Raw genomic sequence first — 22,312 nt, 5'->3', positions numbered from 1 at the left:
TGCACGCTTAGATTGCGGAACCGGATGGTGCCATCGGGGCCGTAGCGGACATCCGCTCCCGCAACCGCATTGCCGCCAAGGAAACCGCGCACGCTTTCGTTGGTGATCGATCGCGACCGCACCCCGACCCGGCCTGCAAGCGCAAAGCCTTGCGCTTCGCTGCGCAGGTCGAGATCGGTCCGGATATCGAACACCCCGACGCTTTCGACCTGGTAATTGTCGATCCGCCCGTCGATCGCGCCGGTATAGAGCCCTTTGGACGTGTCGGCGACAAGGATCAGGCCCGCATCGATCCGATCGGATTTCAGGCGCATATTGTCCGACAGAATGCGCGTTCCCTCGATCGCGAGATCGCCATTAAGCGTGACGTTCGAAAGCGAACCGCCCGCCACCGTGTCCAGCCCCGTGATCCGCGCGACCCGCGCGCTGACGGGAATGAGGATGCGATCCGCATCCACCGTTGCCGATCCGCTGGCCGTAAGGTCGCGAAGCCCCGTGTCGTTCATCATGATCTGCGCGGCCGCGATATTGTAGGCCACGCGCGGCGTTGCGAATGCACCGTCGAGATCGAGCCTGGCCGCGATGCCTCGCCCGCTCAGGTTTTTGGCCAGTGCGGATGGTTTGAACAGGGTGAAGTACAGCCCGAACTTATCGAAGCTGCTTGTGGCCAGATCGACGATCCCATCGGTTTCAAGGCGGAACGCATCGCTGGAAACATGGCCGGACAGGTCAATCCTGCGGTCTTGCGGCGTCGCAGTCAGATCGATCGCCATCACCGGACCGAGCAGCGCCGCCGTCGCCCCCTGAAATAGCCGCGCGATCCGCGTTGGCCCCTTGACCGCGAAGGTGCCGTCACGCGCGGTCAGATCGAGCCTGGCGAGTTCTGATGCCGCAAGATCGGCGTTCAGCGAGCCGTCCCACCGCGACCAGTCTCCCCTACCGCCGATCTTCAGCGACAGCGGCTCTGTCAAACCCGCCATCGCCGCGATCACTCCGCCCGCTGGTGCCTGCAGATCGAGATCGAGCGCGAGGCGATTGCTCTCCGGAACGGCATCCAGCAGCAGCTTGACCGTGTCGCCGCTCGCCCGCCCCTGACCGGCAAGCGTCGCGCCGCGGTGTTCGAACCCAGCCGCTTTGGCCCGCTGCTGGTCGCCGAAGACGGCATGCGCGATTTTGCTGTGGGCGACGAGGTGGAGATCGCCCTGTCGAACGCCACGCCGGTGCTGTTCGAATGCGGTTCGCGCAAGGGGTCGGTGGAGGACAGGGACGCGGCCCTGGCACGCGGCGAATGGGCGGGGATGGAAGCGGTGATCTTCAACCCCAACGATCAGCCTGTGACCTTCGAACTGGCGCTCGGCCCCGCCAGTATGATGCGCTTGCGGAGCGGATCGAAGAAGATCGAAACGCATCGCGGCAATCAAGTCATGCGGATCGATGTTCCCGCCCGGTCCAGCCGCAGCCTGCGCTGGGACATGCGCGATCCGAGCGGGTCAGAACCGGCGTAGCCAATATTGCATCGCCTTGGGCGTTTCGACCGGTTCGCCATGCTCCCGCCATGCCAGTTGCGTGATCAGCCCATCGACCGGCGCATAGTCGCGCGCCTGCCAGAACCCGTCGAGGGGACGATGGCTGGCAGGGCGCAGCGGATGATCGTCCGGGTCGGATCACAGAGGCAAAGCAGGCCGCATTCGCGCCCTCGGCCCGCGCATGTTCTTCGCGCGCGTCGAAGAAGGCGTGGCCGATACCCTGCCCGCGATATTCAGGCAGCAGCACGCTTTCACCGAAATAGATTTGAAGAGACGCCACTTCGCACGGATTGCGTAGTTGGGCCGGGCTCAGATTGGTCAGGACCGGAATGAATTCTTCGAAGATTTGCAGAGACATGGCAAGCCGTTAGTTCAACCAGACCGCATGAGCCAGATGCAAGATGGACGATCAATGGCCCCGCTACGCGAACCACGCAGATTTTCTGCCAAGGCCGCGGTCAATCTCGCTTCTCACAGCGCTGACGATCGAGCCGAGCTCCGCAGTGCCTTCACAGAGATCGCCTCGCGTTGGATCTGCTACCAACCGTAGCGGTCGGGATAGAAACCCTTGTCATCATCAGAGCCGAACACGTCTTCGCTAGCAAACAGGCCTTCCAGGCCTCGAACATCGGCATCTCTCTCGGCCTGCTCAAGGTGGCGTTCCAGCCAGGCGATGAACTCGGCGGCCCGCGGCGAATGGGTTCCTTTGAGTTCATCCGAAATCTGATCAGCAAGTCGGCGCAAGCGATCACGCTTCTCCATCCTCTCGAAAGCCACCTCTAGAACTTTGAGGCGGCGCTCCTCAATGTAGGCAAGCCGCTTCGCTTCGTTGCGTCGGCGGGCAGCTTCTTCAGCCCGAATTCTATCTTCCTCAGCGCGCTGCTCATCCTCGCGCTTCGCTGCAGCAAGGACAGCAAGCCCGATCGCGATATCGTTGGCCATGTTCTCAAGTCGCTGGACCTTCGCATCCTTGAACGAACGACGAAGAGAGGACGAGTATCGCAGGTAAAGGTCGAACTCGAATGAGACCTTGCCGGTGGGATCGTAATCCCATTCCGGCCAACGGCTATTAAGACCGAACCGCGGGGTGAAGTCCCAATCCTTGCGGGCCCACCGCCTTTCGCGTTGCTTCCGCTCCCGTTCGTCCTTTGCCAACTCCTCGGCAGTGGGCTCGTGTTTGGTACGACGTACCGCTTCTTTTAGCCGGAAAGGCACGACGATGGTGCCGTCAGTGAACGCAATCTGTTTTTCCTTCTGGCGTAATTTGAAGCCCTGCTCTTCGGCGGCTGCGGTAATACGATTGAGGGCCAATTCAATCCGATCGACCGACGCAGGTGCAATCTCGATAGCTATGAGGCCCACTTGGGAAATCTTCACAAGGCCCTGCACATCCGGTTTGGCTTTGCGCAGTTTTGCCATCGATCGCGTCACGATGGCGTTTTGCGGAACTGTAACTTCGGGATCGAATTGGGACGCTCGTACGCGCGCATCTTCACGGCTACGCACCACGCTGTCGGGCTGATTGTGAAGCTCCCCTCCGGTAATACTAATTGTGCCAGAAATCCCAGCTTTCAACTTGGGTAGAGGTGTTCGCTGAACCTCGTGACCTGCAGCATGCTTCGCCCACCAGCCTGCCGGAGGGTTCGGGACATCATGTTTGCGACAAATCTTGTGCAACGCCACGTCGGATAACCCGAACTCTTTGGCTAGATGCGTCATGGGTTTCGACCAAACGAGGTCGTAGAATTCTGGTCGCGTATATTTTCGTGACATTGTGTTGCTTTAGGCGGTCTGTCGACGTGTAATCTCAGCCCGCTCTGATGTCTGTGCCGGATGCCGCGCCCATCATTCGATGGGGATCGGGATGAGATCAAGAGGGCCCCAACCGCGCAGACGCAATTCTGCAAATTTCACATCTGCAAGGTCCACCTGGAGCTCTGTAGTGAAGGGAACCAAGTATGTTTCGGCATCAAACCCCCTGAACTTGAATCCCGTCGCGCTCAGTCTGGTAAACACCTTTGAAACTGCAGATACAAAGATCGGCATGAGGTCCAAATACACTTGATCGCCAGGATATCCTTCCCGCGAGCCAAATTCGCGGATTGCGGGAAGTCGGAGCTGACGATCTATCAAGGAAAAGCGCTCAGCCGCCTTTATTCGCCTGAGCGAAACGTCGAGATAAGGTGATTGACGATTAGGGTCGAGCCGCGCATCGACATCATCCAACTTTACATGGTGCGACATTCGGACGGGAGAGCCATGAAGCGTTGGGTGGAATGCCAACAAGAATGAGGCTCCGAGCAGCCGCGCGGCCCCGCCATCATCGAGACGCAGGCGCCAGTTCAGACTGTGAAACAGCGGATGATTGCGATGGTGGATCGCGTTCCGGATGGCAATTAACAGGCCAGTATCCCCATGCTCAAAATACGGGAAATGCTCCTTCGAAACATCATAAAGTGTATGAAACGCTTCGAGCTTGGCTTCGAATGCGCGATCGACATTGTCGACGGCTTCTTCCGGATCGACTTGGACCAAATTGCCGAAACGCATTTGCGCTTCGCCATAAAGCCTCATCGTGTTCGCCAGACTGCGGATCGCGCTTTCCACAATCGCACTATTTTCCAAATGATTACGCCTCTTTTCGTCCCTGACGTAGGTCCATTATGAGGTAACGACGGGTTTGTCTCCTTCGAAGTAGGAGCGCTTGTTGTCGCTTGCGACAGACGGTAACGTTCGGAGCAATTGCGCGATGTTATAGGGGTATCGAGCAGAGCCCTTCGGTAGCAGACTCTTCATTCCAATTTTGCCGAAATCCAAGCCTGCACATCTTCTTCCGACCACGCTACCGCGTAGCCGCCCAGCTGTACCGGCTTCGGAAACTTGCCCTCGGCCATCCAGCGATAGATCGTCGAACGGCCAAGCCCGACACGGTGCTGAACCTCGGGCAAGCGAATGAGCCGCGTCACCCGGCGAGACTCCGTCGCTCTTTTGTCGATCTCTTCACCCACGATGGCCTCCTTCGACACCGGCAAAGACATCGCCGAGCAGCGCATCCTTTCGTTCAAGCTCATCGATGTGGTCGGAGAGCAAGCGCGCAACCCGGTGCGCGGTGCCTTTGGCCCAACGCGGCTTCACGTCATGAACCTGGTTGCCCAGGACACGCTCGAGTGCTGCAGGCAGTTCGCCGGAAAAGTCCTCGAAGAATTGCGCGAGGTCCGATTGCAACCATGCAATCGCGTGATCGCCGCTGCTGACGAGGAAGAGGAGCAGGTGTGCGTGCGGCGCAACTCCGCTCGCGGCAAGAATGCGCAAGGCTTCACCGAGGCTTGCCGAGCGTTCGCCGGCAAGGACGCGGCGCAAGGCATCCTTATGGATCTGCGCATCGCGCGCGATGTCGCAGCGGGCACGGCCGCTGGCTTCGACGGCCGCCAAGAGCAGCCGGGCGAGGTCGGCGCGAACCTGTTGTTCGGCAAAGAGCGCCATCTTGGTCATCGACGAATCCTTATCTCTAGAGGTGATCGACTCACTGGCTAACCGCGAAGGAAGCCTGTAGGAAAATAAAAAGAACATGTAGAGAACATAGAGGAAGGAACGAATCAGCTTCCTTCAATGATTCGCGCGAATTCCGGTCGCGTTCACGCAGATCGCGGCTCGCTTCGCTCTGAAGCCGGCACAGTCGGCGCTGGTTGGCGATCAGCCTGCGCGAATCCCGGCCAATGCACCTCCAGATGTCGCTTTTTGCTTGGTCGGCAGCCCTGAAATCCAGTTTCCGATTTCCTACAGCCCGGGTCCGGGGAGAGGAAAGAACATACAGCGAACGTATCGCTGACTGATGTTCAATCCCTCGGAGTTTCCATCCATGACCAAGACTGCCCTTTCGGCCCAGCAGCGCACGCTCAACCGTGCTCGTGGCCGCGACTACATTCTTCCCGCCTGCGTGGCGCTGGCCTGCGCCGGTGCCGCCTTTGCCGGCGCCGACACCACCTTCGATCCCGCGCTGACCAAGTTCACCGACTTCCTCGAAGGCTCGGGCGGCAAGATCATCACCGTGCTCAGCCTTGCAGGCGGTCTGATCGGCCTTGCCTCCGGGCGCTTTTCGCTCGGCCAGGTCGCGGTGCCGGTCGGCGTCGGGATCGGTGTCGGCACCGGCGTGCCGATCGTCACCTCGGTCGTGACCGCGGTCATCTGATCAGCGGATCCGGTTACGACAGGAGGGCGGCATCATGGCTGACAGGTACCTCGTTCCACGGCGGCTCGACGACCCGGAGCTCATCGGCTTCTGGACCATCGACGAGTTTGCAGGGATTCTCATTCCCTTCGCCTGGGGCATTCTCTCGCAGCATATCTTCATCGGTATCGGCCTGGCCGCCGGGGCCTGGCTTGCCTTGCGGAAGGCAAAGGCACGCGGCGCCGGTTCGGCACTGGTGCATGCTGCATATTGGTACCTGCCCGGGAGTTTCCTGGGGCTGAAAGCCACGCCGCCCTCCCACTGCCGCCTGCTGGCGGGCTGAGGTAGGCAAACCATGCGAGCAGAATTCGCGCACGAACAGGCGCAGACTTACCTTCGGCAACGCAACCGCTTTGCCGTGCTGGCAGGTGTCCTTGGCCTCACTACGCTGGTCAGCCTTGGCGCCGCCGTGACCCGCGACGAGCAGGTTGTGCTGGTGCCGATTACCGCCGAGCGGATCACCGTCTCGAGCGGCGGAATCGACGCGCCCTATCTCGAACTCGTCACCCGCGACACGGCGCTGATGCTCCTCAACCGGGCACCCGAAAGCCTCGACTACTGGATGGCGAACATCCTGAAGCTCGCCGATCCCGCCGCGCACGGCCGCCTCAAGGCCGCGCTCGTCAGAATCGTCGAGGAACAGCGCGGCTCGGACATCAGCCAGGCCTTCGTGATCGCGGAAATGCATGTCGACCCCAAGGCCCTGACCTCGACCGTCACCGGCACGCTCAAGACCTTTGTCGGCGCGCAGGTGATCGCGAGCCAGCGCCGCTCCTTCCGTTTTCGCTGGTCGAAGCGTGGTCTCAGCCTCGCTCTCGTCGGCTTCGAGCAACTTCCCACCGACAAGGAGGAACCCGGCCAATGAGCCTTCTCCCATCTCCCCTCGCTGCTGCGCTTGCCGGAACCGGCCTTGCCTGTTTCGCGATCGGCGCGACACGGCGCCCCGATCCCGGCCTCAAGCTGACCGGCCTAGCCGTGCTTGCCTTCGCGCTCGCGCCGGTTCCGGCACATGCCGACCAGTTCGTCGAAGCGGCCGACAATGCGACCATCGACTGCGAGCTCGCCCGCGGCGAACTCACGCGGATTGCGCTCATCGATGACGGCTTCGCCAATGTCTCGAAGATCGCGAGCGGCTTTCCCTACAACGACTTCCAGGTGACGCACGAGCCGGTGCGCGGAGACATCTATATCTCCGTGCCCCCGCAATTTGCCGCTGCCCGGGTCAGCTTTTTTGCGACCAGCAAGGCGGGCTATGTCTACAAGTTCGCCTGCCGCCTCGGCGGCGAGGAAGCGACCCAGCTCTTCATCACCAATCCCGCGCTAGCCAAAGCCGCGGCTACCGAATGGGAGACCGAGACCGGGCCGGAGGACGCTGCGATCCGCCTGATCGAGGCGATGGCGAGCGATGCCGTCCTGCCCGGGTTCACTGCCCGCGCCGAACTTTCGGCTCCGCGCCGCACCGGCGGGATCGAGGTTCAGCTGGTCACCGAATATCAGGGCGATGAACTCACCGGACAGCGCTTTCTCGTACGCAACCTCGGCCAGGAGAGCCTTGCGCTTGGCTCCGAGCGAGAGGGTCCCGCAGGCGCGCTCGCCTTTGCCTATGGCCGCGACGCACTCGCTCCCGGTGAAGCGACCAGTGCCTTCCTTGTCTTTGCCAAGGGAGGGCTCAACTGATGGCCGAGGCAACACAGAAGGACGCCGAAAAAAGGCCTCTGCCGGGCTCGCCGGAAGCGCGCGAAGGCGGACGGCGCAACCTCAATTCGCAGATCGCGCAGCGCCAGAAGATGCTGCTCGCCGGGATCGGGGCCATCGCGCTCATCGGCGGCGGGATGTTCATCTTCGGCGGCGACGGCGACGAGGGCGGCACCGATGCCAATGGTGCGGCGACGATCGACACCGGCGGCCTCGTCAATCGCAACCTCTCGCAGCGCGAATTCGTCGCGAGCTATGGTAACCGGCTCGATGCGCAGGGCCGCGCGATCAAGGATCTGCAGCAGGCCCAGCTGCCGCGCCCCGAGATCGAGCAGGAGCTCGAAGCCCTGCGCAGCGAGAACGCGCAGATGCGCTCCGACGGCCAGGCAGCGATCGACGCGATCTCGGCCGAGAATGCCAATCTGCGCTCACAGATCAGCGACGCTGCGAAATCACCTTCTGCCGCGCCGCCGCTGCCGCCTCCACCGGCCTATGGTCCCGGCGTAGGCACCGGCGGGGCTGTCCAGCCACCGCAAGGAGGGCCGGAAGCGCAGGGCGGGCAGCTCAGCCTGATGAGTTTCAGCGCGGAGACGGGCAAGGACGGCAAGCCGCGCGCAGCCGAGACTGCGCCAGCCCTGCTGCTCGAAGCGAGCCGCGATTACCTGCCGCCCAACAGCTACGCACCGGCAACGGTCATCGTGGGTGTCGATGCCTCGACCGGCGTTGCCAGCCAGAGCGATCCGCTTCCCGTGGTTCTCAGGATCACCGGACCGGCCCGCTCGGTGATGCGCGGTAACAAGCTACTCACCACCGATATTACCGGCTGCCTCGTCAATGGAGCTGCGCGCGGCGATCTCTCGGCCGAGAAGGTCTACGTCAAGCTGGTGCGCATGACCTGCGCGCAGCCCGGCGGCCGTTTCGCGGTGAGCGAGGTCAAGGGCTTCATCTCCTTTGCCGGAAAGTCGGGCGTGCGCGGCCGCGTGGTCAGCCGCGAAGGCAGCCTTGTCAGCCAGGCGCTGCTGGCCGGGATTGTCGGCGGCTTCGGCCGCGGATTTTCCGCCAACGCCAACGGCATCTTCACGCAGCCTGTCGGCGCCAACGGTCAGCGCGAAGCGCTGTCGCCGACCGACATTCTCGCCGGTGGCTTCGGCCAGGGTGCCGGCGAGGCTGCCGACACCGTCAGCCGATACCTCATCGAACGCGCCGAACAATACCAACCCGTCGTCGAGATGCCGACCGGCATCGAGGTCGAGATCGTCTTTCTCGACGGCGTCCACGTCAGGAGCCCTTCCAAATGAACTACAATGAGCACCGGCCGGGCCTGAAGACCCGCGCCGCCCACCTTGCCCTTGCCCTTTCGAGCGCCGCCGCCGTGCTGACGCTCGGAGTCTCTGCCGTCACCGCTATGCCTGCGAGCGCTGCCGGCATGGCCAGCGATGTCGCGCAGGCACTGAAGCTGCGGCTGCCCAAGACCCCGATCGATGCGATCAGCTGCGACACGCTTGGCCCCTGGTGCGAAGTCGTCTCGGGCGACACGCTGTTCTACATCGACGAGACCGCCCGCTACCTGTTCGTGGGCCGTCTCTACGACATGGAAGAGCGGCGCGACGTCACCGCTGCCCGCTTGCTCGAACTCAATCCTGACCTGCTCGCGGCGGGTGCGGCGCGCGTAGCCAGCGACGCGCCGGCGGGACACGACGAAGCGCCGATCCAGGCGGCTGCCAGCCATGTCGACCTCTCGTCGCTTCCGGCTGCGGGCGCAATCCACTGGGGCAACCCCAAGGGCGAACGCCTGGTCGTCTTCTCGGATTTCCAGTGCGGCTACTGCCAGCGCCTGACCGCCGAACTCGCCAAGGCCAAGGTCCATGTCGAAGAGCGACCGATCTCGATCTTCGGCGCGGCAAGCCGCAAGATCTCCGAGGCGGTACTGTGCGCCAAGGATCCGGCAAAGGCGCTCCATGCGGCCTACGCCGGCCAGGCGCCGGCGACCGGCAAGACTTGCAAGGAAGCCAAGGCGCTCGATGCCAATGAAGCCTTCGCGAAGGCCAATGGGTTTGCCGGAACTCCGGTTATCGTGCGCGCCCGCGATGGGGCGGTGCTGCATGGCTACCGCGATGCCGCGGCGATCCGCCGCTTCGTCGTCGAAGGCAAGGGAGAGGCGCAATGAGCCGGCTTCCGATCCGTCGCGCCGTGGTGCTCGCTGCGCCGCTCCTTCTGGCCAGTGGCTGCGCCAGCCTTGGCGGCAACGTCAAAGGCAGCTTTGCCTGCCGCGCTCCCGAAGGGACCTGCGCGCCGACTTCCGCGATCGATGCCGGGGCGACCGGCATCGAGAAGGCTGACAAGCCAGAGTCGCATCGGACGGTGACCCCGACCGGAGAAGCGGTTCGCCGCCTGCAGGTCGTGCTGACGCCCTACCGCGACGCGGCGGGTCGCGACCATGAGGCGCGCGTCGTTCACCTGACGCTGCCCGAACAGGCAGGGACAGGCTGGCGCGCCCCGCAGGGCCGCCGCGAAGTCCTGCGCTCGCTGGCATCGACCATTGCCGCGACGCGCGAGGGCAACCCCGCACCCGATTTCCAACCGCCGAAAAACCTAGAGGCAGACACATTGCCGGAACAGCTGTTCATCCCCTCGCAGCCCGTTCCGGCGATGCCCGGCGCTGACGCGCCGGAACCCGGGGGACCTGGCTCGTTTTCCCCTCCCCGCGAGCCGGTCCCCCACCCCGAAACACAAGAAGGAGAGAGCCGGTGACTTTATCCCTTGCTGCCGCGCGCGACGCACTCTCGCGGGGCCTGTTTGCCGACACAGCTCGGCCTGAAAAGCCGCAGGCGCATTTCGGACTCGAAATGCTCTCGGACTGGCTGCCCTACCGGGTCTATGACGAGGGGGCGAAGCTCTACCGCAACGCCCGCTCGAAGGGCTTCGTGCTCGAGGTCACCCCGCTGATCGGTGCCGACGAACGGACCGGCGAGATCCTCGGGCAGTTCTTCTCCGAAGGCCTGCCGCAGGGCGCCTGTCTCCAGGTCCTGAACTTCGCATCGCCGCGGATCGGCAGCGTGGTCGGCCCCTGGTTCGCTCCGCGCTACGAGCAGGGCGGCATCTACGAGGCTATCGCCAGGGCGCGCACCAGGCGCCTTTACGATCTCGTCTGGAATTCGGGCTCGGCGCATGCGCCCTTCCACGCCCGCAACGTCCGGCTGATCGTCTCGCTCGGCGTGCCGGTGCCCGGCAGCGTGACCGATGCCGAACTCTCCGAATGCCGCGAAGGGCTGATGGGCATGCTCCATTCACTCGGACTGCACGCGCAAGAGCTGCGTCCAGGCGGCCTCTTGGCGCTGATCGACGAGCTCACCTCGCCGACCACCGCGCACGAGACCGACATTCATGCGTGGAACCCCCACGATACGCTCGATGTCCAGGCGATCCGCCGCGACATCGAGCTCGAGGTCGGCGACGATCGCCTGATCCTCAGGACCGAACGCTTTCGCGAGACGGGCCGAGACGAGGAGGGCAATCCCGAAGTCGGCGAATGCTATCCCGACCATTTCGACGTGCGGCATTATGCCGTGCGCTCTACCCCTGAGCGCTGGGCACCCTGGGAATGCGCGCGGCTCATCGGCGACATGTTCACCGACAAGCTGCGCTTCCCCTGTCCGACGGCAACCATGCTGTGCCTGGTCTACCCCGACCAGGAAGCCGCCTCGGCGCGCGCGGGCTTCAAGTTCATGCGCACCACCAGTCTCAGCCAGACCAAGAGCGCGCGCTTTCTTCCCAAGCTCGCCGAACAGTCGGCCGAATGGCGCCACGTCCAGGCCGAGCTCCAGGCCGGCAAGAAACTCGTGAAGCTGTTCTACGGGCTCACCAGCATCTCGCCGCTCGGCCAGGGCGACGCGCACGAACGCATCATCAAGGCGATATACAAGGCAGCGGGCTGGGATTTGGCGGATGAGCGCTTCCTCCAGCTGCAGGGCCTCGTCGCTGCCTTTCCCCTGAGCCTTGCCGATGGCCTCGCCAACGACATGGCGCGGCTAAAGCGCCTCAAGACCATGCTCTCGACGACGGCGGCGCATATCGCGCCGATGCAGGGCGAATATCTCGGCGGCGTGATCCCGCACCTCCTGCTTGTCGGCCGCCGCGGGCAGCCCTTCTGGTGGTCGCCATTCGAAAACAATGCCGGCAATCACAATATCGCGATCTGCGGCAAGTCGGGCTCGGGCAAGTCGGTGCTGCTGCAGGAGCTCTGCGCCGCCCTACGCGGTGCCGGCGCCAAGGTCGTGGTGATCGACGACGGGCGCAGTTTTGAGCATTCGGTCAAACTGCAGGGCGGACGCTTCGTCGAGTTCACGCTCGCCTCGGGCTTCTCGCTCAACCCCTTCTCGATGATCGACGATGCCCGTGCGCACGAAGACGAGGATTACCGCCTCGACTGCTTCGCCATGATCAAGGCGATTGTCGGCCAGATGGCGCGACCGGGCACTGCACCGAGCGACACCGAGCGCGGACTGATCGACCGGGCCGTAACCGCGACCTGGGAGGCACTGGGAAGCGGCGCATCGGTCGACGATGTCGCCCATGCGCTCCATGGCTCGGAGAGCGAGGCGGGCCGCGATCTCGCCACCGCGATCGCGCCCTTCTGCCGCGGCGGCAGCTACGGCGGGTTCTTTGCAGGCAAGGCGAGCTTCGCACTCGACGATGATTTCACCGTCTTCGAGATGAGCGATCTCGCGTCCCGCGAGGAACTGCGAAGCGTCGTCCTTTCGGCGATCATGTTCATGACCAGCCAGGCGATGACGCGCTCATCGCGGGCGACCAAGAAGTTGCTGCTGATCGACGAGGCCTGGGCCATGCTCAAGGGCGGATCGATGGGTGAGTTCGTCGAGACCTACGCCCGCACCGCGCGCAAATATGGCGGCGCGCTTGCGACCGCGACCCAGTCCCTCAATGACTATTACAAGTCCGATGGCGCGCGCGCCGCGCTCGAGAACAGCGACTGGATGCTGGTGCTCCAGCAGAAGGCCGAGACGATCGCCGATTTCAGGGCGAACGCGCGGCTCGACATGGACGACCGCACCGAAACGCTGATCCGCAGCCTCAAGCGTTCGGGCACCGAGTACAGCGAGGTCTTCATCAAGGGTCCCGAAACCGAAGCGGTCGGCCGGCTCGTGCTCGATCCCTTCTCGGCGACGATCTACTCCTCCGATCCCGACACCTATGCCGCGATCCAGGACTGCGAGCGGCGCGGGCACAGCCTCGCCGATGCCATCCGGATCGTGGCGGGAGGCGGACAATGATGGTCTCGCATCTCGTCGACCGGACCCCTCCGGCCAATCTCCGCAGCCTGCTGCCAATCCTGCAAGGGAGCTGTTTCGTCCTCATCGAGACCGCACGCTTTGCCGCGACTTCACTGCTGATCGTGCTGGGATTGCCGCTCGCGCTGTTCCTGTTCGTTGCGGGCTGGGACCTTGGCGGCCTCTTCACCCAGCTCGCCAATCTGTCGGACCGCTATCTCGAAGCCGACGGGCTGCGCCGCAGCCTGTTCAGCCAGGACCTCAAGGGCTGCTTCCTCGTCCTCGCTGGCGCGGTGACGCTGTTCCGCATGCCGCGCTTCCTGAAGCGGCTCGCGGCCGATCTCGACAACCATCCGGCCCGGGAGGCAAACCGTGACTGACAGGCGCAGATTACCATCCTTCAATCGCCCGTTGTTGCTGAGAATTCTTGGCGTGCTCGCGCTCGTCGCCGCGCTGCTCTGGGCGGCCTGGGTCAGCCGCGAACTGTCCGAGCCGCGCCAGCAGATCGTCACCGTCCGGCTTGCCGAGACCATCGCGGCGTTTGTCGATGGCGAAGCGCGCGGGCAACAGGATCCCGAAGCCAGCCAGGCGCGCGTGCTCGCTTTCCTCCAGGCGTCCGAACGCGCTGTTGCAGAAATGGGGACCAATGGCCGCGTGGTGCTGGTCGGCGAAGCGGTGCTCGCGGGCGATGCCCCCGATGCTACCGACGAACTGCGCGCACGGATCGCCCGCCAGCTTGAGCAGGGAGGCCGTCAGTGACGCAGTTTGCCGCTCGCGTTGTCCGCACGATCAAACGACCACTTGTCCTGACCGCGCTGGTGTTGTTGCCACTCGGATGGGCCGCAATCGACGCCTTCGCGAAGGACCATGCCTTCCTCATCAATGCCAGCCCGAGCCTGCCCAACTGGGCCTTCTGGCTCGACAAGCACGCGCGGATCGAGCGCGGCAGCCTGATCTTCTTCGAGCCGCCCGCAAGCAGGCTCGTCGAAATGCATTTCGGAAAAGGCGCGCAGCTCTTCGGCAAACGGGTGCTGGGTGTGCCGGGCGATGTCGTGAGCCACCGCGGTCACGAGGTCTTCATTAACGGTCGCAAGATCGCCGCGCGGCTCGATGAGACCCGTCTCGGCATTGCGCTTCACAAAGGCCCCGAAGGCCCGATCCCCGACGGCTGCTTCTACACCGGGACCAGCCATCCCCGCGGCCTCGACAGCCGTTACGCCGAGATCGGTTTCGTCTGCCGCGGCCAGATCCTCGGCAGCGGGAGGGCGATCCTGTGAGCAAGCTCATCCTCCCTGCGGCCCTGCTTGCAGTCCTGCTCTGCCCTGCCGAGGTGCTGGCGCGCGACTATGGCCAGCGCGGCACGGTGTTTCCCGTGATCGAGCGCGACCTCCTCGAGCAGATCCATTCCCGCCTGACGCAGATGGAACGTTCGGGCGAAACTGCGCGGCTCAATGAAGACCTGAAGCGCCGCACGATCGCGCGGGTGGGCCGGCCCGACCCCGTCGCCGGGATCGTCCGGGCCAGCGAAGCGCGGCGCTGGCAATTCGACCCGACGATCACGCTCGCTGCCGATATCCGCGGCGCAAAAGGCGAGCTGATCCATGCCGCTGGCACGAGGGTCAATCCGCTCGACAGCGTCGGCCTTCGCGGCAATCTCCTGTTCCTCGACGGCGACGATCCCGACCAGCTCGCCTGGGCGCTCAAGCAGGACGCCAATGCCAAGCTGATCCTGGTGAAGGGCGCGCCGCTCGAGCTGATGAAGGCCCGTAAGCGGCGCTTCTATTTCGACCAGGGCGGCAAGCTCACGGAAAGGTTCGGGATCAGGTCGGTGCCCGCACGCGTGCGCCAGCAGGGCCGCCTGCTCGAAGTCAGCGAAATCGCGCTGCCACCGAAAAGGAGGACAGCCCAATGACGCACTTAAGAAAGCTGGCGCTCATGCTGGCCGCCATTCTTGGTCTCGCGACCGCGACGCCTGCGATGGCCGATGCCGGTCCCGGTCGCTGCACCGGCAGCTTCGTCAACCCGATCACCGACATCTGCTGGTCGTGCCTTTTCCCGATCTCGATCGGCGGGCTGGACATCTGGCCGTCGAGCCGGCCCGATCCCGATAACCCCGACCTGCCGGTTTGCCTGTGCGGTCTGAGGCCCGGGATCGCCATGGGCTTCTGGGAACCGGTGCGGCTTGCCGATGTCAGCATGAAGCCGTGGTGCTTCGTGAACCTCGGCGGCATGAAACTCGATCCGGGCTTCGATATCGGATTCCGGTCAATCTCGGGTCCATCGGCGGTGGGCGGTGCGAGCCAGTATTATTCGAGCTGGCACGTCCACTGGTATGCCTATCCGCTGATCTACTGGATGGAGATCGTCGCCGATTTCCTATGCCTGGAATCGGGCTCGATCGACATCCTCTACATCTCCGAGATCGATCCGCTGTGGCAGGATTCCGAGCTCACGGCGATCATCAACCCTGAAGCCGTGCTCTTCGCCAACCCGTTGGCGCTCGCTGCCTGTGCGGCCGACTGCGTCGCCTCGACCGCAAAGCTGCCGATTGACGAGATGTTCTGGTGCGCGGGGTGCCAGGGGTCGATGTACCCGATGAACGGCAATGTCTCGGCCAGCATAGGCCACGTCCAGGCCTCGCGGCTCGTGCTCTCGCGATTTGCCTACAAGCTCCACCGCGAACTCGTCTCGTGGGGAACGATGGGGTCCAAGGGCCTGTGCGGCAAATACCTGATGCCGGTGATGCGTAAGCAGCAATACCGCTTCCAGGCCACCAACCCCAACCCGGCGACCTCGGGCCGTTACGCCTGCCCGCCCATCGGTGCCTCCACCACCTTTCAATCGGCCGGACAGGTCATCCCCGCCATCGGCGAAGACATGGGATACCTCGTCTGGCGCAAGCGGAACTGCTGCGCGCGAGCGCCGTGACGGCGCAGAAAGGAAATATGTATGTAATACAACAACATATCCTTTCATCGTCTTGCTGACGAATGACCGGTGGCTGCGATGCCACCCCACCCGGCGGAAGGAGTCGGGGCGGAAGGGGGTCTCCAAGGTTTGCCGCGATCCGGCGGTCGGCCTCAGAGCAGGAGACCTGAACTGTACCGGATGCGGCCCGTCAGCCGCAGGCCGGGCTACCACAGGATCTATGGTGAGATACAAGCGAATGACGTGTCTGAAGCCTCTTTATTTACAGTTGAACTCCCGATCACCTGACGGGGTGGGGAGATCGCGGTGTGAACCGGTTGGCGTGTTGCGCTGCCTTCTGGTGGGTGCTCGCAGAGCACTCGTGTGCGGGTCGTCCTTTCTTGTCCGCACGCCCGAGCCGCAAGGGGTTAAGCGTCGCACCTACGGGTCCAAGGTTGATCGTCGGAACACGGGAACCACCATCGTCCGCCTGCTTCGGAGCAGGCTATCCGCGGAGACCGGGGATGGGCGCTGGTGGGGCGGAGCCTGCGTAGTAGTCCGAGGACGGGAAAGCCGTCCACATGGCGAAGGCAGGCAGGAAGCCGGTGGGCTGTCATGACGGAGGAACTACCAGTGGACTCTGGTAATCAGGCCGCACAGGTCTGGCTCCTCGGCGTTCAGCGAAAGCTCTACCAGTGGAGTCGGGAACACCCTGAAGAACCATACTGCGACTTGTGGAATTGGGTAACCGATCCCCGCAACCTGCAGTTGGCCTGGAAAACGATTGCCGGTAATCGAGGCAAGCGCACTCCGGGAGTCGACGGGGAGACCGTAGCGAGAATTGCATCCGGCATTGGTGCCATGGAATTTCTGCGGAAGCTTCGCGAGGAGCTTCGGTCGGGCGCCTACCGCCCGTCCCCTGCACGCAGGAAATGGATCGCCAAGCCGGGCAAACCAGGGAAGTTCCGACCCCTCGGTATCCCTACAGTCAAGGATCGCGTGGTGCAGTGCGCGGTCAAGCAAGTACTGGAGCCGATCTTCGAGGCCCGGTTCTGGCCAGTCTCTTACGGGTTTCGGCCCGGACGGGGCAGTCAGGCCTGCCTTGAACATATCCGTGTGACCATCCAGTCGCGGGGCAGACCTGCGGCGGACGGTCGCCGACACAAAGCGCCGTACCAATGGGTAATCGAAGGCGACATTGAGGGCTGCTTCGACAATATCGGGCATCACCCGCTGATGGAACGCGTGCGCCACGGCGTCGCGGACCGCAAGGTGAACCGGTTGCTCGTGCAGTTCCTCAAGGCCGGGGTTCTGGAGGATGTCTCGTACAGCCCGACAGACACCGGCACGCCGCAAGGTGGAGTGCTCTCACCGCTGCTGGCCAACATCGCGCTTGGCGTGATCGAGGAAAGATATCGGGACTGGGTAAAACGCCGCGAGGACCCACAGCTGAAATCCGATGGGATCAGGCTGGCGGCGATCAGGCGCGACAAGGATCGCAAGGCCGGGCGACCGGTTTTCTATCCCGTCCGCTATGCCGATGACTTCCTGATCTTCGTGTCGGGAACGGAAGCTGACGCCCTTGCCGAAAAGCAGGCGCTGGCGACCTACCTGCACGAAGCAATGGGTCTGACGCTTTCGCCCGAGAAGACGCGCATCACAGCGCTGACCGAGGGCTGTCGATTCCTTGGATGCCGCGTGAGGCTCAAATGGGACAAGCGGTTCGGGCTGCACGCCCGCATCGAAATCCCGCGCGAGCCGATCAACGGATTCAGGATACGGGTAAATCAACTGGCCCGACGGCAGACGCTCCGGCGTTCGCTCAAGGCCATGCTTCAGGAACTCAATCCATACCTTCGCGGGTGGTCTGCGTACTACCGCTACTGCGTGGGGGCGAAGTCGATCTTCGCCAGTCTCGACTGGCATGTGCGGCAACGTCTCTGGCTGTGGCTGCGGGCCAAGCACAAACGTGTCCCCGGGAGGAAAATCGCATCGTGGCGCAGGCCGGGCATCGCCCATCCGGGTAACTCGGTCTGGGCTGAAGGCAGCACGGAGCAGTTGAGAACGGCGGTGCAAAATTAGACCACGGTAGCGGCGGCGAAGTGCTGCTGCGGGCGGCGTAAAAGTCGTCCACTTTTTCCCTTTTCGCGATGCTGGCGAGGAGGGATGAGGGATTTACACCGTGGAACTTTACCTGAAGGTTCGTCTTGCCTGCGCGGGCGGCATGAGCGCCCGGGCGGCAGCGAAGCATTTCAACATATCGCGCGACACGGTCCGCAAGATGCTGTCGTATTCCGAGCCGCCCGGTTACCGTCGCAGCGCCCCGGTGCGGCGACCGAAGCTGGAAGCGTTCATACCGATCATCGACGGCTGGCTGGATGGGGACCGGTCGGTCCCGCGCAAGCAGCGCCATACGGCGAAGCGTGTGTTCGATCGCCTTCGCGAAGAGCATGGCTTCACCGGAGGCTACACGATCATCAAGGATTACATCCGGGATCGGGATCAGCGCAGCCGGGAGATGTTCGTGCCGCTGGCACACGCACCCGGCCATGGGCAGGCAGATTTTGGAGAAGCTCTGGTCGAGATCGGCGGGGTGGAGCAGAAGGCGCACTTCTTCGTGCTCGATCTGCCGCACAGCGACGCCTGCTACGTACGCGCCTATCCGGCTGCCGTTGCCGAGGCCTGGATGGACGGCCATGTCCACGCCTTTGCGTTCTTCGGCGCGGTGCCGCTGTCGATCGTCTACGACAACGACCGCTGCCTGGTCTCGAAGATCCTGCCTGACGGGACGCGGCTGCGCGCGAGGCTGTTCAGCGCCTTCCTGTCGCACTACCTGATCCGTGATCGTTACGGCCGCCCCGGCAAGGGTAACGATAAGGGCGGCGTTGAAGGCCTTGTCGGCTATTGCCGGCGCAACTTCATGGTGCCGATCCCCCGGTTCCCGACATGGGAGGCGTTCAACCTGTGGCTCGAGGAGCAATGCCGCAAACGGCAGAACGACCGGCTGCGGGGCGAGAGTGAGACGATTGGCGAGAGGCTGCGGCGCGATCTGGCGGCGATGCAGGAACTGCCGGCTTCCCCCTTCGAGGCCTGTGACCAGACCAGCGGCCAGGTCTCATCGCAGGCGCTGGTGCGTTACCGGACCAACGATTACTCGGTGCCGGTGCGCTTCGGCCACCAGGAGGTGTGGATCAGGGGCTATGTCGACGAGGTGGTGATCGGTTGCCGGGGCGAGATCATTGCCCGCCATGTGCGCAGCTACGAGCGCGAGGATGTGATCTTCGATCCGATCCATTACCTTCCCCTGATCGAACAGAAGATCAATGCCCTCGATCAGGCCGCACCATTGCAGGGCTGGGACCTGCCCGAGGTATTTACAACGCTGCGCCGGCTGATGGAGACGCGCATGGGCAAGCATGGCCGGCGCGAATATGTGCAGGTACTGCGCCTGCTGGAGAGCTTCGCTCTGGCCGATCTGCATGGCGCGGTGAAGCAGGCCCTTGATATGGGCGCGATCGGCTTCGATGCGGTGAAGCATCTCCTGTTATGCCGGGTGGAGCGCCGCCCGCCCCGACTGGACATGGCGATCTATCCCTACCTGCCCAGGGCCAGAGTGGAGACAACATCGGCGCGCTCGTACATGCGGCTGTTGACCGGCGGAGCAGCGGCATGAGCAGCCAAGCTCCCGAACTGCTGCTCGCCAGCCACCTCAAGACGCTCAAGCTGCCAACCTTCCTGCGCGAGCATGACAAGCTGGCCCGGCAATGCGCAGCAGAGGGCGTAGATCATGTCCGCTACCTTGCTCGGCTTGTCGAACTGGAACTGATCGACCGGGAACGCCGGATGGTCGAGCGCCGGATCAAGGCCGCGCGGTTCCCGGCCGCCAAGAGCCTCGACAGCTTCGACTTTGCCGCCATTCCGAAGCTCAACAAGATGCAGGTGCTCGAACTGGCGCGTTGTGACTGGATTACCCGTCGCGAGAACGTCATCGCCCTTGGCCCGTCGGGGACCGGCAAGACCCATGTCGCGATCGGTCTTGGCCTGGCGGCCTGCCAGAAGGGCCTGACGGTCGGGTTCATCACTGCTTCCGCGCTGGTCAGCGAGATGATGGAGGCACGCGACGAACGCCGCCTACTGCGCTTACACAAGCAGATGACCGGCTATAAGCTTCTCATCATCGATGAGCTGGGGTTCGTGCCCCTCTCCAAAACCGGCGCGGAACTGCTGTTCGAGCTGATCTCACAGCGCTACGAACGCGGCTCGACGCTGATCACCAGCAACCTGCCGTTCGACGAATGGACCGAGACGTTCGGTTCCGAGCGCCTGACAGGCGCGCTCCTCGACCGGCTCACCCACCACGTCAGCATCCTCGAGATGAACGGCGAGAGCTATCGCCTGGCCCAGAGCCAGGCACGCAAAGCACGTCCCAACCCCTGACAGAAACGGCAATCCGGGTGTTGGCGACCCCCGCTCGGGCTACGCCCTCCCGGCGCTCGCCAACACCCGGATCAAGTGGCCTGGTTTTGCTCCGCCCAATGGACGACTTTTACGCCGCCGTTGACACCCAGCAGGGTTCCCCCGTCATCCTCGATAACAGCGATGAGTTCGCGGTGCGATGGCGGACCGGAACACCCCCTGTCTTCATTCATCGCAAGGCAGGCACGAAACCCCGCGATATCCTCCTTCTCGTCGGGAAGCACGAAAGCGCGTTCATAGGCTTCGAAAAATTCATCGACTATGGGCGATGCTGGGCTGGCGGTTGCCCTGATGCGCAGGCCACCTTCCAACGACAGAGCCCATACATCATCGGAATCGGGAATAGGCTGATTGACCTGCATCAGTAACTATTAGTCTTCATTCAGAAACGTGTCAGCCGCCCTGTCGCTGCATTATTTCATATGGGAAGCTAAATGCGTTCAGGAACGTCGCAGTCGGTCGAACATTCGTAGCAAAACCGGTGCAAAAGTCACAGATTTTCAAATTCCCCTTCCCCTTCAAAAAGCACAGCGCAGTGCGTTATGATGGGAAGTGAGACAAGCTATGAAGCAATACCGCCACGCCAATTGGATTGCGTTTCGAAAGGACGTTATCAAATTACACAACGGCTGTTGTTTCCGTTGTCTCCGTTCGGGCAGAGACGACGACGTAGTACTGCAAGTGCATCACAAACGATACATTCGCGGGCGATTGCCGTGGGATTATGAAACGACAGACTGCGAAGCCCTTTGCAAAGGGTGCCATGCCGAAGAGCATGGTCATGTCATGCCGCGTGACGGATGGAAGTGGGTTGGCGTTGATGATTTGGGCGAGTTGGATGGTAACTGCGAGTTGTGCGGAACCGAAATTCGCTACGTTTATGCGATCGAACATGAAGCATGGGGCGCGATGGCCGTCGGAACCGATTGCTGCGACCATCTAACTTAAACAAATGACGCGAGTAAATATCACGAGATCTACCTGAAATCGATCGATGCGAAAAAGCGCTTTGTGGGTTCAAAGCGTTGGAAGATCAGGCCTGACGGAACACATGTAATCAGCCAAAAAGGAATTCTGGTCGAAGTTCGTGAAACCACCGATGGTTTCGGCATCGCGATGAACAATGTTCTGGGCAAGCAAAGGTTCGACAGCATCATCGATGCAAAAATCAAAATCTTCGAACTCATCCGTTCCGGCAAAGCCCAGTCCTATCTGGCAAGCCGCCGCCATCGATATGATAACTTCGATCTCGATAGCATTCGCACTTCACTGGGTTTCAACAAATAGGAGCGCGTAGCGGCGCGTGCGGAACAGACATCACGCTGACTGCAACGCATTCGCCAATGGTTGGCGCGAGGTTGATACCACTGAAGGCCGTTACATCGCGTGTAGATGACCGAATGTACGGCAGGCAGGTTGTCCGACAGGAAAACTACTGGAAACTGCGTTGCCGCTCTTTCGGCTCACTCGACCTGCCTGGTCGTCAGCCACTCGGCAATAGCCCCCTCATCGAGTTCGCCTGAGGCAAGCTGAAGTACCATCCGGACTGCATCTTCTGGTTTATAGGTAATCTTATAGCCATTCAGCGCCAGAAAAAGCCGCGCGAGCACCCAGGCAGTCCGCTTATTGCCATCCGTGAATGGATGGTTACGGGCCAGACCATAGGCGTATGCAGCAGCGAGTTTGCAGAGATCGGTATCGCCATAAGCCCACTGATTGCGAGGACGGGCTAAAGCAGATTCCAATGCATCCGCATCGCGCAGTCCGATGGGGCCGCCATGCTCCGCCAATTGACGATCATGAATGGCAAGCGCCAGTTCGGTCTCGATCCAGACCGGTTCGGATGTTTGCACCATTTTACTTCGCTAGTGCGCGCAGGATATCCCTGTCTTCACGCATAATACGTTCTGCCACAGCCATTTTGGCTTCGAACGACGGGTCCGACACGGTAATGCGGATTCCTTCGGGCGTCTCAGAAACGTATAGAGTATCACCCACGCCCGCCCGAAGCGTGGCAAGCAGTTCCTTGGGCAGAACCACACCGGCAGAATTACCGATTTTAGTGATCTTAAGGCTCGCGTTCATACGATGGTTATAACGCGCCAACGCGCTCGGCTCAAGTGCAACCGAACGTCTGGCCCAATGGGCGCAAAGGGGCATTACCCTTTCATAGCTTTGGCCTTCCAATCATT

Annotated in this window: 26 protein-coding genes; 19 read left to right on the top strand and 7 right to left on the bottom strand. The window is 62.6% G+C overall.

The window, feature by feature from the left end; genetic code table 11:
• The first annotated feature begins 1,115 nt into the window (after positions 1–1,115).
• Entirely contained in the window at positions 1,116–1,505 is a 390-nt protein-coding gene (locus LOZ77_RS01185; RefSeq protein ID WP_230280467.1) for a hypothetical protein, read from the top strand.
• Between the two features lie 558 nt (positions 1,506–2,063).
• Here the strand turns inward: LOZ77_RS01185 and LOZ77_RS01175 are convergent.
• The 4 genes from LOZ77_RS01175 to LOZ77_RS01160 form a co-directional block, all read right to left on the bottom strand.
• Positions 2,064–3,245: a hypothetical protein gene (locus LOZ77_RS01175; RefSeq protein ID WP_230280466.1), complete on the bottom strand. Its 1,182-nt coding sequence runs from the start codon at positions 3,243–3,245 to the stop codon at positions 2,064–2,066.
• 126 nt (positions 3,246–3,371) lie between these two features.
• Positions 3,372–4,151 (bottom strand): hypothetical protein, encoded by a 780-nt coding sequence (locus LOZ77_RS01170; RefSeq protein ID WP_230280465.1) that lies wholly within the window; start codon positions 4,149–4,151, stop codon positions 3,372–3,374.
• Positions 4,152–4,318: 167 nt separating this feature from the next.
• Positions 4,319–4,534, bottom strand: a complete 216-nt coding sequence (locus LOZ77_RS01165; RefSeq protein ID WP_230280464.1) for an AlpA family transcriptional regulator — start codon at positions 4,532–4,534, stop codon at positions 4,319–4,321.
• Positions 4,527–5,018: a hypothetical protein gene (locus LOZ77_RS01160; protein WP_230280463.1), complete on the bottom strand. Its 492-nt coding sequence runs from the start codon at positions 5,016–5,018 to the stop codon at positions 4,527–4,529. The genes LOZ77_RS01165 and LOZ77_RS01160 overlap by 8 nt, the downstream gene beginning before the upstream one ends.
• Positions 5,019–5,385: 367 nt before the next feature.
• Here LOZ77_RS01160 and LOZ77_RS01155 point away from each other — a divergent pair, with 367 nt between their 5' ends.
• The 16 genes from LOZ77_RS01155 (at position 5,386) to istB (ending at position 20,081) form a co-directional block, all read left to right on the top strand.
• Positions 5,386–5,715: a hypothetical protein gene (locus LOZ77_RS01155; protein WP_230280462.1), complete on the top strand. Its 330-nt coding sequence runs from the start codon at positions 5,386–5,388 to the stop codon at positions 5,713–5,715.
• Positions 5,716–5,749: 34 nt separating this feature from the next.
• On the top strand, positions 5,750–6,037 hold the full coding sequence (traL, locus tag LOZ77_RS01150; protein WP_006834208.1) for a type IV conjugative transfer system protein TraL: 288 nt from the start codon (positions 5,750–5,752) through the stop codon (positions 6,035–6,037).
• 12 nt (positions 6,038–6,049) lie between these two features.
• Positions 6,050–6,619, top strand: coding sequence for a type IV conjugative transfer system protein TraE (locus tag LOZ77_RS01145; RefSeq protein ID WP_230280461.1), 570 nt, complete (start codon positions 6,050–6,052; stop codon positions 6,617–6,619).
• Positions 6,616–7,431 carry a type-F conjugative transfer system secretin TraK gene (locus LOZ77_RS01140; RefSeq protein WP_230280460.1) on the top strand — a complete coding sequence of 272 codons (816 nt, stop codon included), beginning with the start codon at positions 6,616–6,618 and terminating at the stop codon, positions 7,429–7,431. The genes LOZ77_RS01145 and LOZ77_RS01140 overlap by 4 nt, the downstream gene beginning before the upstream one ends.
• Positions 7,431–8,747, top strand: a complete 1,317-nt coding sequence (locus LOZ77_RS01135) for a TraB/VirB10 family protein (RefSeq protein ID WP_230280459.1) — start codon at positions 7,431–7,433, stop codon at positions 8,745–8,747. Before LOZ77_RS01140 ends, LOZ77_RS01135 begins: the two co-directional genes overlap by 1 nt.
• Positions 8,744–9,616 carry a DsbC family protein gene (locus LOZ77_RS01130; RefSeq protein WP_230280458.1) on the top strand — a complete coding sequence of 291 codons (873 nt, stop codon included), beginning with the start codon at positions 8,744–8,746 and terminating at the stop codon, positions 9,614–9,616. Before LOZ77_RS01135 ends, LOZ77_RS01130 begins: the two co-directional genes overlap by 4 nt.
• Positions 9,613–10,200: a hypothetical protein gene (locus tag LOZ77_RS01125; RefSeq protein WP_230280457.1), complete on the top strand. Its 588-nt coding sequence runs from the start codon at positions 9,613–9,615 to the stop codon at positions 10,198–10,200. Before LOZ77_RS01130 ends, LOZ77_RS01125 begins: the two co-directional genes overlap by 4 nt.
• Positions 10,197–12,740, top strand: coding sequence for a type IV secretion system protein TraC (gene traC / locus LOZ77_RS01120; protein ID WP_230280456.1), 2,544 nt, complete (start codon positions 10,197–10,199; stop codon positions 12,738–12,740). Before LOZ77_RS01125 ends, traC begins: the two co-directional genes overlap by 4 nt.
• On the top strand, positions 12,737–13,117 hold the full coding sequence (locus LOZ77_RS01115; protein ID WP_230280455.1) for a hypothetical protein: 381 nt from the start codon (positions 12,737–12,739) through the stop codon (positions 13,115–13,117). The genes traC and LOZ77_RS01115 overlap by 4 nt, the downstream gene beginning before the upstream one ends.
• A 34-nt stretch (positions 13,118–13,151) precedes the next feature.
• On the top strand, positions 13,152–13,496 hold the full coding sequence (locus LOZ77_RS01110; protein WP_230280454.1) for a TrbI F-type domain-containing protein: 345 nt from the start codon (positions 13,152–13,154) through the stop codon (positions 13,494–13,496).
• Positions 13,493–14,014, top strand: coding sequence for a S26 family signal peptidase (locus LOZ77_RS01105; protein ID WP_230280453.1), 522 nt, complete (start codon positions 13,493–13,495; stop codon positions 14,012–14,014). Before LOZ77_RS01110 ends, LOZ77_RS01105 begins: the two co-directional genes overlap by 4 nt.
• On the top strand, positions 14,011–14,649 hold the full coding sequence (traW, locus tag LOZ77_RS01100; RefSeq protein WP_230280452.1) for a type-F conjugative transfer system protein TraW: 639 nt from the start codon (positions 14,011–14,013) through the stop codon (positions 14,647–14,649). Before LOZ77_RS01105 ends, traW begins: the two co-directional genes overlap by 4 nt.
• The gene (gene traU / locus LOZ77_RS01095; RefSeq protein ID WP_230280451.1) at positions 14,646–15,665 is read left to right on the top strand and encodes a conjugal transfer pilus assembly protein TraU; all 1,020 of its coding nucleotides are present in this window, start codon (positions 14,646–14,648) and stop codon (positions 15,663–15,665) included. Before traW ends, traU begins: the two co-directional genes overlap by 4 nt.
• A 612-nt stretch (positions 15,666–16,277) precedes the next feature.
• Complete coding sequence (ltrA, locus tag LOZ77_RS01090) at positions 16,278–17,726, top strand: group II intron reverse transcriptase/maturase (RefSeq protein ID WP_230280450.1); 1,449 nt, start codon at positions 16,278–16,280, stop codon at positions 17,724–17,726.
• Between the two features lie 100 nt (positions 17,727–17,826).
• Positions 17,827–19,317: an IS21 family transposase gene (gene istA / locus LOZ77_RS01085; RefSeq protein WP_081261070.1), complete on the top strand. Its 1,491-nt coding sequence runs from the start codon at positions 17,827–17,829 to the stop codon at positions 19,315–19,317.
• Positions 19,314–20,081: an IS21-like element helper ATPase IstB gene (gene istB, locus LOZ77_RS01080; protein ID WP_048578302.1), complete on the top strand. Its 768-nt coding sequence runs from the start codon at positions 19,314–19,316 to the stop codon at positions 20,079–20,081. Before istA ends, istB begins: the two co-directional genes overlap by 4 nt.
• A gap of 71 nt (positions 20,082–20,152) precedes the next feature.
• On the opposite strand, the gene LOZ77_RS01075 is transcribed toward istB, so the two are convergent.
• Complete coding sequence (locus tag LOZ77_RS01075) at positions 20,153–20,482, bottom strand: hypothetical protein (RefSeq protein ID WP_230280449.1); 330 nt, start codon at positions 20,480–20,482, stop codon at positions 20,153–20,155.
• Between the two features lie 202 nt (positions 20,483–20,684).
• Between LOZ77_RS01075 and LOZ77_RS01070 the strand changes: the two genes are divergently transcribed.
• Both LOZ77_RS01070 and LOZ77_RS01065 read left to right on the top strand, forming a co-directional pair.
• Entirely contained in the window at positions 20,685–21,068 is a 384-nt protein-coding gene (locus tag LOZ77_RS01070; protein ID WP_230280448.1) for a hypothetical protein, read from the top strand.
• Between the two features lie 63 nt (positions 21,069–21,131).
• The gene (locus LOZ77_RS01065; RefSeq protein WP_230280447.1) at positions 21,132–21,407 is read left to right on the top strand and encodes a hypothetical protein; all 276 of its coding nucleotides are present in this window, start codon (positions 21,132–21,134) and stop codon (positions 21,405–21,407) included.
• A 176-nt stretch (positions 21,408–21,583) separates the two neighbouring features.
• Here LOZ77_RS01065 and LOZ77_RS01060 read toward each other — a convergent pair whose 3' ends face one another.
• Together LOZ77_RS01060 and LOZ77_RS01055 are read right to left on the bottom strand one after the other, a co-directional pair.
• Positions 21,584–21,976, bottom strand: coding sequence for a type II toxin-antitoxin system death-on-curing family toxin (locus LOZ77_RS01060; RefSeq protein ID WP_230280446.1), 393 nt, complete (start codon positions 21,974–21,976; stop codon positions 21,584–21,586).
• A gap of 1 nt (position 21,977) precedes the next feature.
• Positions 21,978–22,205, bottom strand: coding sequence for an AbrB/MazE/SpoVT family DNA-binding domain-containing protein (locus LOZ77_RS01055; RefSeq protein WP_230280445.1), 228 nt, complete (start codon positions 22,203–22,205; stop codon positions 21,978–21,980).
• Positions 22,206–22,312 lie beyond the last annotated feature (107 nt).

The sequence above is a fragment of the Croceicoccus sp. Ery15 genome (assembly GCF_020985305.1).
Taxonomy (GTDB): domain Bacteria; phylum Pseudomonadota; class Alphaproteobacteria; order Sphingomonadales; family Sphingomonadaceae; genus Croceicoccus.
This window is presented reverse-complemented; position numbering and strand designations above follow the sequence as displayed.

Coding starts and splice junctions, on each gene's coding strand:
- LOZ77_RS01060 (WP_230280446.1), bottom strand. CDS start 21,976: ATGGTGCAAACATCCGAACCGGTCTGGATCGAGACCGAACTGGCGCTT.
- LOZ77_RS01130 (WP_230280458.1), top strand. CDS start 8,744: ATGAACTACAATGAGCACCGGCCGGGCCTGAAGACCCGCGCCGCCCAC.
- LOZ77_RS01070 (WP_230280448.1), top strand. CDS start 20,685: ATGAAGCAATACCGCCACGCCAATTGGATTGCGTTTCGAAAGGACGTT.
- traU (WP_230280451.1), top strand. CDS start 14,646: ATGACGCACTTAAGAAAGCTGGCGCTCATGCTGGCCGCCATTCTTGGT.
- LOZ77_RS01175 (WP_230280466.1), bottom strand. CDS start 3,245: ATGACGCATCTAGCCAAAGAGTTCGGGTTATCCGACGTGGCGTTGCAC.
- traL (WP_006834208.1), top strand. CDS start 5,750: ATGGCTGACAGGTACCTCGTTCCACGGCGGCTCGACGACCCGGAGCTC.
- LOZ77_RS01055 (WP_230280445.1), bottom strand. CDS start 22,205: ATGAACGCGAGCCTTAAGATCACTAAAATCGGTAATTCTGCCGGTGTG.
- LOZ77_RS01115 (WP_230280455.1), top strand. CDS start 12,737: ATGATGGTCTCGCATCTCGTCGACCGGACCCCTCCGGCCAATCTCCGC.
- istB (WP_048578302.1), top strand. CDS start 19,314: ATGAGCAGCCAAGCTCCCGAACTGCTGCTCGCCAGCCACCTCAAGACG.
- LOZ77_RS01135 (WP_230280459.1), top strand. CDS start 7,431: ATGGCCGAGGCAACACAGAAGGACGCCGAAAAAAGGCCTCTGCCGGGC.
- LOZ77_RS01125 (WP_230280457.1), top strand. CDS start 9,613: ATGAGCCGGCTTCCGATCCGTCGCGCCGTGGTGCTCGCTGCGCCGCTC.
- LOZ77_RS01140 (WP_230280460.1), top strand. CDS start 6,616: ATGAGCCTTCTCCCATCTCCCCTCGCTGCTGCGCTTGCCGGAACCGGC.
- LOZ77_RS01160 (WP_230280463.1), bottom strand. CDS start 5,018: ATGACCAAGATGGCGCTCTTTGCCGAACAACAGGTTCGCGCCGACCTC.
- LOZ77_RS01075 (WP_230280449.1), bottom strand. CDS start 20,482: ATGCAGGTCAATCAGCCTATTCCCGATTCCGATGATGTATGGGCTCTG.
- LOZ77_RS01145 (WP_230280461.1), top strand. CDS start 6,050: ATGCGAGCAGAATTCGCGCACGAACAGGCGCAGACTTACCTTCGGCAA.
- LOZ77_RS01155 (WP_230280462.1), top strand. CDS start 5,386: ATGACCAAGACTGCCCTTTCGGCCCAGCAGCGCACGCTCAACCGTGCT.